Origin of the sequence: Gordonibacter massiliensis (ex Traore et al. 2017), from assembly GCF_019731765.1 — a bacterium.
Lineage (GTDB): Bacteria > Actinomycetota > Coriobacteriia > Coriobacteriales > Eggerthellaceae > Gordonibacter > Gordonibacter massiliensis.
Map to the genome: position 1 here is coordinate 38924 of NZ_JAASIO010000015.1, position 13184 is coordinate 52107.

The following is a 13184-nucleotide window of genomic DNA, read 5'->3' on the forward strand; positions in this document are numbered from 1 at the left end:
AGCAATCGTGCAAGAGAAGAAGGACGCGCAGGCCGAAGGGCCGCGCACGGAGAGCGCCGCGCAGGCCGGCAGCGTGGCCGTGCTCATCCCCTGCTACAACGAGGCCGTGACCATCGGCAAGGTCGTCGACGACTTCCGCCGCGCGCTGCCGGGGGCCACGGTGTACGTCTACGACAACAACTCCTCGGACGGCACGGGGGACATCGCCCGCGAGCACGGGGCCGTCGTGCGCGTCGAGCGCCGCCAGGGCAAGGGCAACGTCGTGCGGCAGATGATGCGCGACATCGACGCGGACTACTACCTCATGGTGGACGGCGACGACACCTACCCCGCCGAGGCCGCGCCGGAGCTGCTGGCCCCGCTCGTCGCCGACGAGGCCGACATGGTGGTGGGCGACCGGCTGTCCAACGGCACCTACGGCCAGGAGAACGACCGCGCCTTCCACGGCTTCGGCAACGACCTGGTGCGCGCGCTCATCAAGTGGATCTACGGCTTCGAGTTCTCCGACGTCATGACCGGCTACCGCGCCTACAACGCCGTGTTCGCCAAGACCATGCCCGTGCTCTCGCCGGGCTTCGAGATAGAGACGGAGCTGTCCATCCACGCGGTGGACAAGCGCTGGCGCATCGCCGAGGTGCCCATCGACTACCGCGACCGTCCCGAGGGCTCGGAGAGCAAGCTCGACACCTTCTCCGACGGCGTGAAGGTGCTGCTCATGATACTGTCGCTGTTCAAGGACTACCGGCCGCTCGCCCTGTTCTCCTGGCTGGCGCTCCTGTTCTGCGTGCTGGGGCTCGTGGCGGGCATCCCCGTCATCGTTGAGTTCGCGTCGACGGGCCTCGTGCCGCGCCTCCCCTCGGCGCTCTTGGCCGTGGCGCTCGTGTTCGTCGGCGTGATATCGTTCTCGTGCGGGCTCATCCTGGACACCGTGGTGAAGGGCACCCGCAAGCAGTACGAGCTGCAGGTGACCGAGGCGTACCGGGAGCACGGGAGGCGCTAGGGCGCCCGCGCCGCACTGCGCACCGTCCGCCGCCGCGCCCGCGGTGCCGCGCACAACCGGAAAAACGGCCGGGGCGGATGGCCGAAGCCCGCTGTGGGCCGGTGCGCCGCCTCGCACCATGCCGCCCCTCCTTGCGGATCGCATGTTACCCGATCAGGTCTAACATTTGCAGACGTGAATAATTGCGCGAACCCCCGCATAATAAAAAGTTTGGCGCGACCCGCCCATCGGCCCGCATGCCGGTTTTGAACGTAATGCGTGCGTTACGTTTCAGGGTTTCAAAGCGCCTTCGACGATCGAAAGCGGGCGACGAGCCGGGGGCGGCAGCGAAGGCCTCGTCGGACGGCGGAAAGCCGGCCGCTCCAAGCGCATGCCCGAGGTCCGGAAGGCGGCGCGCGATCAGGGCCATGCGCACGCAGGGTCGGCGCGTTCGGGGCTGTATCAAAAGTTCCCGAAACGCTCGTTGGCGATGACCCTTCCGTAGGGCAAGGGCTCTGCCCTTGCCGCCCGACGGGCAACGTTCCCCGGGTAGACGATAAGGGCAGAGCCCTTGCCCTACGCGACGAGCGAAAACGACGCTTTTGATACAGCCCCTTTAAGCCAGAGAGGCGGCGCGCGCCCGGGCGATGAGCTCGCACAGAGCGGGCGCATCCGCGGCGGAAAACCGATAGACGGCAACCTGGGGCTCGCTGCCGCCCTCCTGCGCGTGCTCGACGCGCACGAAGCGCAGCTCCACCTCGTCGAAGCCCTGCGACAGCAGCGCGTAGGCGTAGCAACGGGCCTGCAGCGCGTGCTTCTCGCGCACGCGCTCGGGGTCCTCGTCGTCCGCGCCGCCGGTCTTGTAGTCCACGACGAGCGCCCTCCCGCGCGGGTCGGCGCCGTGCGTGCACAAGAGGTCGATCTCGCCCTCCATGAGCTCGCCGCCCACCTCCACGGCGAAGGGAACCTCGGCGCGCCGCAGCTCCCAGGCGAGCGTCTCGGCGAACGTCGCGCTGGCGAACCAGCGCCCGCAAGCGGCCGCGAGGCGCGCGCGCTGCGCCGGCGAGAGCGCGAGGGCGTCCGCTATCGCCGCGAGGCGCGCGGCGTCCGGCACGGCGCCCGCCTCCGCCTCGAACTGGGCGGCGCGGTGGAACGCGCTGCCCAGGCTGGTGGCCTTGTCCGCATCGGCGGAAGGACGGACGCCCCTCCCGGCGTCGTCGAAGGGCGCGTCGCCGCCGTCGAGGCCCGCGGCGTCGGAAGGCGTCGCGGCGCCGGCGGCCTTCGCGGCGTCGTGCGCGGGCGCGATGGACGTGTAGGAGAACGCGTGCTCGCGCAGCGGGTTCCACGGGCGGCGCGGCACGGGGTCGGCGTCGGCCATGCGGGGCACGACGAAGAACGCGGGCGCGGCGGAGGGCGCGGGCGCCCCGTCGGTCGCGGGCGCTGCTTGCACGACGATGCGCTCGAACCGCGCCGGCGCGCTGCCGCCGTACTCGAGCTCCGCCGTGCCCTCCGGGAAGTCGGCCGCGCCGCAGAGCGCGCCGCGCACGTCGTCCACGAGCGCGGGGTACGAGGGCGGCTTGCCCGCCGCGGGGGCCTTCGCGTCCATGCACACCACCAGCGCCTCGCTCGCCCGCGTAAGGCCCACGTAGAGCTTGCGGCGCGCCTCGGCCAGCTCCTCGGCCGCCGCCCGGTCGCGCAGCGCGGCGCGGTAGGCGTCCTGGGTGCACGCCGGGACGCCCCGCCCGTCGCAGACGGGGACGCCCTCCTCCAGCACGCGCCGCGCGGCGGCGAGGTCGGCGTCCTCCTCGTCCGCGAAACCGCCTACGGCGCGCTTCGCGACGTTCGGGAACCCGTACAGCGAGCCCCCGGCGAGCAACGACGCGCGCGCGGCCGCTCCGCACGTCTCCACCACGAGCCTGCCCTGCGGCGCGGCGGGCCCCGCGAAATCGGCCAGGGCGACGATGGGGAACTCGAGGCCCTTCGACGCGTGTATCGTCATGATCTTCACGACGTCGCCCCCGCTGCCCGAAAGCGCGCCGGGCGCCTCCTTCATCCCCGCCGCGAGCTCGTCGGCGAATGCGCGCGCCGCGCTGGCCGGGCCCAGGTGCCGCTCGCCCTCCAACTGCTCGATGAGGCGCACGGCCTTGAGCACGTTGGCGGCGCACGCGAGCCCCGCCGCTCCCCCGTCCTCGAGCCGCGCCATCCAACCCGAGCGAACGACGGCGTCTTGCACCACGCGGGAAAGCGGGCGCGTGCGCGCGTCGCGCTGGGCGCGCGCGATCAGGCCCACGGCGTGCGACAGGCGCGGGGGAAGCCCGCCCTCCCGCTCCGCCAGGCGGGCGAAGCCCTTGTCCAGGTCGCGGCGGCGCAGCTCGCCCGTCTCGGCGTCCCGTTCGGTGGCCAGTTCCAGCAGGTCGTCGGCCGAGAGGCGCACCATGTCGCTCGTGAGCACCTCGAACAGCGCCGCCGTGTTGGCCGGGTTCGCCAGCGCCTCCGCGAACCGCGCCACCACGCGCACCTCGGGCGCGGCGGCGAACAGCGACCCTCCCGTCACGGCGCACTCGAAGCCCTCGTCGCGCAGTGCCTGGGCGTACGTCTCGGCCCGCGACATCTTGCCCAGCAGCACCACCATGTCGCCCGGGGCGTGGCCGCTCGCGCGCAGCGCGGCGAAGCGGCGGGCGACGGCGCGGGCGCAAGCGGCCTTCGCGTCGTCGACGCCCACGCCGGTGCCGCGCCCGGAGGGGCGCATGGCCAGCACGAGGTCGATGCGCGGTCCGTCGCCGCGATACGTCGACCTCCGCCCGTCGCAGGGGGCGAGCGACATGAAGTCGTCGCCGAACACATGGGACTGCTCGAACACGCGGTCGACGAACGACAGCACGTCGGCGTGGCTGCGGAAGTTCTTCGTCAGCTCCACGTAGAGGGCGCCCACCTCTTCGGAGCGCATGGTGCGCTTGTGCGCCTCGTACACGTTCACGTCGGCCCCGCGGAAGCGGTAGATGGACTGCTGGGCGTCGCCCACGGTGCACAGGCGGCCGAGGCCGGGCCCGGCGAGATGCGCGATAAGGTCGATCTGCAGCTGGCTCGTGTCCTGGAACTCGTCCACCATGACCAGCTTGAAGCGGTCGGCGTAACGGCGCGCCACGCACGGATGCTCCTCGAAGGCGGTGAGCGTCTTCACCAGCAAATCGTCGTTGTCGAGCTTGCATGCGGCGCGCTTCTTGCCCTCGTAGCGTCGCGCCACCTCGCGCGCGAGCGCCAGCAGCTCGTGAGCGCGCGGCCAGGCCAGCGCCAAGGCGACGCTGCGGCACACGTGGGCGTGCACGTCCTGGTAGGCCGCGACCCGCTCCTTCACCTCGGCGCCGCCGAACGTCTTCGGCAAAAACGCGCACGCGTCCACCACGGCCGCCAAGTCGCGCGGGCCGGCGTCCGCGCCTTCCGCCAGAAACGCCGAGAGCGCGTCTACGGCCTCGGCCGCCTGGCCGCGCGCCCGCTCGGCGGCCGCGCTCGTGCCGCCCTGCTCGAGCGCGGCCGCCACGTCCTCGTAGGCCACCAGCAGCTCGCGGGCGAGCGCGGCGGGGCGCGGCGGCTCGGGCCCCAGGTCGACGGCGTCCAAACCGCCGCGCAGGCCCACGGCCTTGTCGAGCAGCGCCTGCAGCATCGAAGCCACCGAGGGAGCCGTGGGCAGCGCCGAGCGCGCGGGGAACTCGTCGAACAGCGCCGCGTACGAGCCGCGCTCGATGATGTCGTTGTCGGCGCCCAGGGCCTCGTCGATGCTCTCGGCCACGAGGTCGGCCCGCTCCGCGTCGCCCACGATGCCGAACGCCGGGTCCAGCCCCAGCTCCAGGGCATGGGTGCGCAGGATGCGCGAGCACATGCCGTGGATGGTGGATATCCAGGCGGCGTCCACCTTCAGGGCCTCCTCGGCCATGCCCTCGGCGCGCAGCGTGCGCTTGACGCGCGCCTTGATCTCGGCGGCGGCCTTCTCCGTGAACGTGATGGCCAGCACCTCGTCGACGCCGCCGGCGGCCGGGCCGCTCTCGAGCAGAAGCGCGTAGGCGATGCGCTGCGTGAGCGTGAACGTCTTGCCCGAGCCGGCGCCGGCCGACACGAGCAGCGGCCCGTCCACGCGCTCGACGCTGGCGCGCTGGCCCGGCGTGCAGGTTTCGAGGTTCACCGGCTAGCGCCTCCTTTCGCACGCGAGGACCGGGCAGAATCCGCACGGATCCCCGCCGCGCGGATCGGGGGCCACGAGCCCCGCTCCCATGCTGCGCGCCGCGGCGGCGATGCCCTCTTCCACACGATCCACCAGCTCGGCGAACGACGCGGCCCCGATCTCCTCGCAGGCCGGCCCCGGCACGCCGCAGGCATCCGCGTCGATGCCCGGAACGTCCCCCTCGCCCACGACGGTGCGGTCGAAGGCCCCGGCCACGCGCCCGTCGCGCCCGTAGGACACGTAGAGCGCGCCCACGACCTCCAGGCCCAGCAGACGGCGGACCGCCTGGGCGTACACGAGCGTCTGCACCTTGTGCGGCAGCACGACGCCGCCCGCCGACGGTGCGGGCGACGCCGAGGACAGCGCATAGTCGGGCGAGAGCGACCCCTTGTAGTCGATGACGACGGCTTGCCCGCGCTCGTTCACGTCGACGCGGTCCACGCTGCCGCGCAACGCGCAACCCGCGTACTCGAACGGCTCCGCGCCGCCGAAGTCGAGCTCGAAGCGCGCGGGCGCGAATCCGGGCAACAGCGCGCTTTCGCGCTCGAGGTAGGCCGCAAGCCTGCGCTCGAGGTCGTGCGTCTCGGCCCGCTCGAAGGCCGTGCGGGGCACGAGCGGGTTGCGGTTGCGCTTGAGCTCGGGCTGGAACGCCAGATGGCGGGCGAACGTCTCGCGCAGAAGCTCTTGCGCGTCGGGCAGGTTTTCCGGCGCCACCTTCGCATGCCCGGCCTCGATGAAGTGCTCGTAGAAGCTCTTGAGCACGCCGTGCGAGAAACTGCCCATCTCCAGCGGGCCGAAGCCCGCGTCGGGCTCGGACAGGCGCAGGCGCCTGAGCGAGAACCACTTGCACGGGCACTCGAGGTAACTCTCGATGGCCGAAGGCGACAGGGCGGGCAGCGCGGCGCCCGTTGCGTTCGCGGCGCCCGCACCCGGCAGCACGACGAGACTGCGGGCCGCAGGCGACACCTCCCCGCTCGCGGGCACGTCCCACGCCTCGGCGTCGGAGGGGTCGCATCCCGGCGCGAGGTTCTCGTGCAGGGCGTCCTCGCCGGCGGTCTCGGCGAAGGGCGCGAGCGCGACGGGCAGGCCCGTGGCCCGGTCCAGATCGTCGGTGCGCGTGGGATCGGCCCGATAGCAGTCGAGCAGCTCCTCGAACGCGACGGCCGGATAGGCGTCGTCGGCGTCCACCGTGTTGAGCGGGCGCTCGCACACCACCGCGTCGCGCGCGCTCGAAAGCGCGCGGAAGAACCGGCGCCGCGAGGCGGCGAGCGCGTCGGCGGGCGCGCACAGGCCCAGCTTCTCCATGAGCAGCGTGCCGCCGTTCTCCACGGGGCGCACCGGGTACGCGGTGGCCACGAGGTCGCACGCGAACAGGACGGCGCACGAGCACGGCGGCCGCTCGGCCGCGTCGTCCAAGCCCATGAACAGCACGGCGGGCTCGCGGCCGGCCGCGCCGGAGGCGCCGGGCACGCAGGCGTCCTTCTGCGCCCCCGCCGTCAGCGAGGCGCGCTCGAGCAGCGGCAGCGCGTCGACGAGGGGCGTGGCCGTGCGCGCGCAGGCGGACGCGAAGCGGCGGGCGCACCCACACGCGGCAAGCTGCTCCGCGCGATACGCCGCGTCGAGATCCGCCCGTCGGAGCAGGTGGCCCTCGAGCGCGTCGAGCGCCCCGCCCACGTCGCCGCCGCCGAGCGCGACGAGCGCGTCGGAGGCGACCTCGCTCGCGGCGCGCAGGTCGGCCACGATGCGCGCGCGGTCGACCGTGCGGTCGCCGCGCCAGGCGGCGTCGAGGGCGTAGGCCGCGTGCTGCGGCACGCCCGAGAACGGGCTGAGCGCGAAGTCGGAGGCCTGGGACACCCGCCACTCCCCACCGCAGGCGAATCCGACCAGCGCCAGGAACGCACGGCCGAACCCGGTCTGCGCGAACGTCGCGCGCACCGCGACGGCCGAGGAAACGCCGTGCTGCGCCAGGCAGTCGGCCGCATCCTCGAACGCCGACGCCGGTTCGCGGCAGGCCACGCACACCGGCAGCGGATCCCGTCCCTGCGCGTCAGCGACCGCCCGCTCGGCAAGGGCCGCGTCGGCCGCCGCGCGCGCCACGAGCGCGGGCGCGGCGTAGCGGCCCGCCGGCAGCAGGAAGCGCACGGCGCCCGTCGGCGCGAGGGCGTTGCCGTCGGCGGGCTTGAACAACCGATTCAGGAGGGCTTGCAGCTCAGGGGCGCGCGCCGGGTCGCCGTCCGGAGCGAGGCACCCGTCGTCGACGCGCACCACGGGCGCGCGCTCGGAAAGCGCCTGGAGCAGGTGCTCCTCGGCGCAGCCGAGCTCGTCGAAGCCGAGCGCCACCAAGGGCGGCGGCGCGGGAAGCGCCCGCGACAGCGCGTCGGCCGCCTCGGACAGCTCGCAGCGTCCGCGCGCACGCAGCTCTTCGGCGTAGCGGGCGAGCGCGGCGAGCGTCGCGCGCTCCCCCGCGCTCAGGTCGGTCTCCTGCTCATCGCACCCGCGGACGAGCTGCGGAAGGGCGTCGCGCGCGAGGGCGGCCACCAGATCGACCGTGCCGGGCGTGGCGTGCAGGCCGCCTTCGCCGGCGGCTTCAAGGGCGCGCCGCACGAGCAGCGTCCGCTCGGCGGACTCCACGATGCGCCGCCCGTCGCCGAACAGCTCCCAGCGATCCGCCACCCACGCGGAGAACGTCTCCACGCGCACGCCGAGCGCGGCCGAAGAGCGCGCGAGGGCGCGCCGCACGCGCGCCGCGGCAGCGGGCGCAGGCACCAGCACCACGGGCACGGCGCCTTCGCGCACGAGCTTTGCCGTGATGCTCGAAACGGCGCGCAGGGCCGCGTCGGCGTTGTCGGCTGTTTCCATTCGATAGGGCATGCGGCTATTGTACCCGTGCGCGACGCACGCGATGCGCTAGAATGACGGCCATGCAAAAGAACACCTTGAAATACGCGGCCTTCGTTTTCGTGGGCGGAGCCAGCTACGGCGTCATGGCAACGGCCCTGAAGCTGGCCTACGCCGACGGCTTCACCTGGCGGCAGACCGTATTGAGCCAAGGGCTCTTCGGAACCCTCATCTTCGCCGTCGCCCTGCTGGTGCTGGCCCTCGTGGGAAAGCGCCCCGTCCCGCTCTCCCCCAAGCGCATCGCCGCGCTCTTGGGCCTGGGCCTGACCACGTGCACGACCTGCGTGCTGTACAACTACGCCCTCACGAAGCTTCCCGTGCCGGTGGCCATCACGCTGCTGTTCCAGTTCACCTGGATCGGCGTGGTGGTGCAGGTGGCCACCACCCGAAGGCGCCCGCACGCCGCCGAGCTGGCCGCCGTGGCCGTCATCCTGGGCGGCACCGTGCTGGCCAGCGGCCTTCTGTCAGAGGACCTCTCCGGCCTCGATCCGCTGGGCGTCGCGTGCGGGGCGCTGTCGGCGGTGAGCACGGCGGCGTTCATGTACCTGTCGAGCCGCATCGGCTGCGACCTGCCCCCCATCGAGCGCGGCCTGTTCGTCTGCGTGGGCGCCTGCCTGCTGGGGCTCGTCGTCTGCCCCGACTACCTCGCAAGCGGCGCGCTCCAAGCCGGCATTTGGAAGTACGGCATCATACTGGGCATGTTCGCGCTGTTCATCCCCGTCATCGCTTTCGGCATCGGCACGCCGCACCTGCCGCCGGGCATCTCCACCATCATGGCCTCGGCCGAGCTCCCCTGCGGCATCGTCATATCGGTGATCGTCCTCGGCGAGGCGGTCGACGCGTTCCAAGCGGCCGGCATCGTCGTCATCCTCGCAGGCGTGGTGGTGTCGCAGCTGCCGAACCTGCTGCCCGCCAAGGATGCCGCGAAGAACGGTTAAGGGCAACGCGCCGCAGACGCAAGACCACCACCCTCGAGGCCCTCTGCAACGCCATCGGATGCGAGATCGGCGAGCCTTTCGCAAGCAAGTTTTAAATTATAACTATTATAGTCATGGACAAAAATCATAGCTGTGGTTGATTCAGCCACGGGAAATATGCGGACCGCTTCCCGCCACCAGGCTTTTTGCCCCAATACCCCACTCCTTACGCGCATGAAATCGACCACAGGTCCCGATTTTGTCCACTGGTTTTCGGCGCAACGCTCTTGCCGGTCGTCCGAAGCGACCGGCATACGAGCGCCCATGAGCGAAGCGATGCGGATTGGGTTCCAGGATATTGGGTTCCAGGATGCACGTTTCGCCTTACAAGCCCATAACGCGCAGAGTTTTGACGAATGCAGACAGCGAGTGAGGCGAAAGCGGTGCGAAAGCAACAGCAAGGGACGGGCGAGGGCGACGCAGAGCGCAGCGGAAGCGTGGAAAATTCGCTCTTGCAATGGCGCGCTTGCTTTGCAATAATGTTCAGGCTGTTCTCCGCAAGCGGAAACGCGCATCGTCCCCATAGTCTAGAGGTCAGGACGCGGCCCTTTCAAGGCTGAGACACGAGTTCGATTCTCGTTGGGGGCACCAAAACTCGATACCCGGCCACCCGCAAGGGAGCCGGGTATTTTCGTATCGACCGCACTGTGCGGAAGCATTCGGGTTATAGGCCAAAACGTGTACTTTGAGTCTAATCGTAATCAATACGGTAGGGACCTGTTGCGTGAAGCATTCCCAAAGCTACGCGAATAGAACCAGCGCTGTTCGCGGTTCCGCCCTCGCGTGTTCCGACGCCCAGGCAAGCGCCCAGCGAGACCCGCAGGTTCCACTCGTTCCGTGAAGCCGAGGGGCGCTTGGTGGCGAAACCGCCCGCAAGCGGGGACGTTGCGGTATGATGGAGGGTATGGACATCGACGAGGCGGCAGCGCCGCAACCCGCATACAAGAACGCCGACGCGCCCGCCGCGCCTTCCGGCAGAACCGCGCCCGCTTCTTCGGACGGCGTCGAAGCGCGCCCCGGAACCGGCGAGGATCTCCAAGCCGCCCCCGCAGGCGGCGACGCGTGCGGCGAAGAACCCGTCAGCCTCGTCGTGGCAGAGCCCGAACCCGCGCCGGAGCCGCCCAAGCCGCGCGTCATCGTCATGCACGCCTCGGTGGGCTCGGGGCACCGCAGCGCCGCTATGGCCGTGGCCCAAGCCCTCGAGCTGCTGCGCGACGAGGCGGCGGCGCGGCGGCGGGAAGCCCCCGACGGCGCCGACGAGGAGCCGTTCGTCCCCGAGGACCTGGAGGTCGAGGTCGTCGACATCTTGGAATGGGGGCGCATCGTGTTCGACGGCGACCACGCCGCGTCGCTCTTCACGGGGGCCACGCGCCCTATCTACGACCTCACCTGGCGCTTCACGCTCACCGGCCGCCTCCTGTGGGGCGGCGGCACCGTGTGGTCGCGCGTCATGTACCCCTCGTTCACCGACCACGTGCGCGAGGTGCGCCCGCTGGCCGTGGTGTGCACGCACATCACGGCGGCGAACGTGGCCGTGGGCGCGCGCATGCTCTCGGGCGTGGAGTTCCCCATCGTCTGCGTGCCCACCGACTACGAGACCGAGGGCCTGTGGCCGCACAGGGGCGCCGACCTGTTCTGCGTGGCGAACGAGTCCATGGCCGAGACGCTGCGCCCGCGCAAGGTGGGCGACGAGCGCATCCTCATCACGGGTATCCCCACGCGCGAGGACTTCCGCCGCACCTACGACCAGCGCGCCACGCGCGAGCGCCTGGGCCTGCCGCTCGACAAGACCGTGGTTCTGGCACTGGCCGGCGCGCAGCTCCCCCGCCCCTACGTGCACTTCCGCGAGGCGCTCGACAAGCTGCTGCCCTACGTGCACGCGCTCTCCGACATGCACTTCGTGCTCGTGGCGGGCAGCGACGCCGACTACGCGCGCCACCTGCGGCACGAATGCGGAGAGCTGGGCCTTGCGAACGTCACCGTGCTCGACTACGTGGAGGGCATGGCGGCGCTCATGGCGGCGAGCGACCTCGTGATCTGCAAGTCCGGCGGTCTCGTGGTCACCGAGTGCCTGTGCGCGCAGGTGCCCATGATCTTGCTCGGCCGCGCCTACGGCCAGGAGAAGGTGAACGTGCTCATGCTCACCGCCGTGGGCGCCGCCATGCACGTGACCACGTCGCGCGAGCTTCTGGACGCCCTGCGCCACATCGAGAAGAACCCGGAGAGCATCCGCTCCATGCTCGTCAACGGACGGTTCCTGCGCCACGAGTCCGCCGCGCGCGACGTCGCGCGGGCCGCGCTGGAGCTGGCCGCACACCCCAAGAAACCCGACGACCCGCTGCGCAAGAGGCACTTTTTCGGCTTCTACTGGGGCGGGAAGCCCGCGCACGCGCGCTAGCGCGCGGCACCGCGCCGCGCGCCGACCAATCGAAAGGAACGCAAGCGATACCCATGACCGAATTCAACGAACTGGGCCTTTCCCCGGAAACGCTCGAAGCCGTGGCCCGTCTGGGCTACGAATCCCCCACCCCCGTGCAGGAGCAGGCCATCCCGTTGGTGCTGGAAGGCCGCGACCTCATTGCGGCAGCCAAGACCGGCACGGGCAAGACGGCCGCGTTCTCGCTGCCCGCGCTGGACGGCCTCGGCCACGCCAAGGGCGGGCAAGGGCCGCTCATGCTGGTGGTCACGCCCACGCGCGAGCTGGCGCAGCAGATCGGCGAGGTGTGCGCCGCCGTGGCCGTGTCCACGCACCACCGTATAGCCACCGTGGTGGGCGGGCTTTCTTACGAGCCGCAGATCCAGAAGCTCAAGCACGGCGTCGACGTGCTCATCGCCACGCCGGGGCGCCTCGTGGACCTCATGGAGCAGGGCGCGGCGCGCCTGGGCGACGTGGAGGTGCTCGTGCTGGACGAGGCCGACCGCATGCTGGACATGGGCTTTCTGCCCTCCATGAAGAAGATCATCGGCGCGACGCCCGCCTCGCGGCAGACGCTTCTGTTCTCGGCCACCATCGACCGCTCCATCATGGGCAGCGTGGGCAAGCTTTTGCACGATCCGGCCATGGTGGAGATCGCGCACAAGGGCGAGACGGCCGACACGGTGGAGCAATTCGTCGTGCGCGCGCCGCAGACGCTCAAGCCGGCGCTGCTGAAAGCGGTCCTCGCCGAGAAGGGCCACGAGCGCGTCATCGTGTTCACGCGCACCCGCAGCCGCGCCGACGCCACGTGCCGCCGCCTGAAGAAGGCGGGCTACACGGCCGAGGCCATCCACTCCGACCGCAGCCAGAACCAGCGCCGCCGCGCGCTCGACAACTTCATGAACGGCGCCACCGACGTACTCGTGGCCACCGACGTGCTGGCGCGCGGCATCGACGTGGAGAGCGTCGACCACGTCATCAACTACGACCTGCCCACCGTGCCCGAGGACTACGTGCACCGCATCGGCCGCACGGGCCGCGCCGGCGAGGAGGGCTGGGCCATCTCGTTCGTGAGCCCCGAGACGGAAGACGCCCTGCGCGACATCCAGAAGCTCATCAAGCGCGAGATCCCCGAGATGGAGATAACCACGTTCGACGAGGAGGCGGCGCTGGCCGAGTCCGCCGCCCACGCCACGCGCAAGGCGGCGCGCACCGACCCCGAGATCGCCCAAGCGGCGCGCGAGCTGGCGAAGCGCGAGCGTCGCAAGGAACGCGCCCGCGAAGCGACGGCCGAGGACGCGCAGGCTGCAGGCGCGCGCGGACAGGGCGGCGCGGGTGCGAAGGGCGGCGCCAAGAAGCGCGCGGCGAAGAAGCCAGCCGGCGTGGCGGGCGCGAGCCCAACCCGCCAGCGCCCCGCGCAGAAGGGCCCGAAGAAGCCCGCCGGCAAGGGCGCCGCGAACGCGGCGGGCCGGCCGGCGCAGCCGAAGCAGCAGGCGTCGATGGCACCGTCCGCGTCCAAACCCGCGCGCGGCGGCGCAGACCTGCGCCCCGGCCGCGCCCACCGCGCCGACGTGGCCAAACGCCGCGGCAAGCAGCGGTAACGCGACCGGCACGCAGCACACGCGCAACCCCTCCGCACGAAGCCTGCGCGGAGGGGTCCTTCGGTCAGAACCGCCCCGCTAGCCGCCGCGCGGGATC

The 13184-nt window shown here is 71.5% G+C and carries 6 protein-coding genes and 1 tRNA gene; 5 read left to right on the top strand and 2 right to left on the bottom strand.

What is annotated here, in order from left to right; all coding sequences use genetic code 11:
- The first annotated feature begins 7 nt into the window (after positions 1-7).
- Complete coding sequence (locus HCH03_RS14150; RefSeq protein WP_368042457.1) at positions 8-1000, top strand: glycosyltransferase family 2 protein; 993 nt, start codon at positions 8-10, stop codon at positions 998-1000.
- 595 nt (positions 1001-1595) lie between these two features.
- Here the strand turns inward: HCH03_RS14150 and HCH03_RS16875 are convergent.
- Both HCH03_RS16875 and HCH03_RS14160 read right to left on the bottom strand, forming a co-directional pair.
- Entirely contained in the window at positions 1596-5156 is a 3561-nt protein-coding gene (locus HCH03_RS16875; protein ID WP_221690016.1) for a UvrD-helicase domain-containing protein, read from the bottom strand.
- 3 nt (positions 5157-5159) lie between these two features.
- On the bottom strand, positions 5160-8066 hold the full coding sequence (locus HCH03_RS14160; RefSeq protein WP_221690017.1) for a PD-(D/E)XK nuclease family protein: 2907 nt from the start codon (positions 8064-8066) through the stop codon (positions 5160-5162).
- 50 nt (positions 8067-8116) lie between these two features.
- Here HCH03_RS14160 and HCH03_RS14165 point away from each other — a divergent pair, with 50 nt between their 5' ends.
- The 4 genes from HCH03_RS14165 (at position 8117) to HCH03_RS14180 (ending at position 13087) form a co-directional block, all read left to right on the top strand.
- Positions 8117-9031 carry an EamA family transporter gene (locus HCH03_RS14165; protein ID WP_246600048.1) on the top strand — a complete coding sequence of 305 codons (915 nt, stop codon included), beginning with the start codon at positions 8117-8119 and terminating at the stop codon, positions 9029-9031.
- 555 nt (positions 9032-9586) lie between these two features.
- A tRNA-Glu gene (locus HCH03_RS14170) sits at positions 9587-9661 on the top strand.
- 313 nt (positions 9662-9974) lie between these two features.
- Positions 9975-11468: a glycosyltransferase gene (locus HCH03_RS14175; protein WP_221690019.1), complete on the top strand. Its 1494-nt coding sequence runs from the start codon at positions 9975-9977 to the stop codon at positions 11466-11468.
- A 53-nt stretch (positions 11469-11521) separates the two neighbouring features.
- Positions 11522-13087, top strand: a complete 1566-nt coding sequence (locus HCH03_RS14180) for a DEAD/DEAH box helicase (RefSeq protein WP_221690020.1) — start codon at positions 11522-11524, stop codon at positions 13085-13087.
- Positions 13088-13184 lie beyond the last annotated feature (97 nt).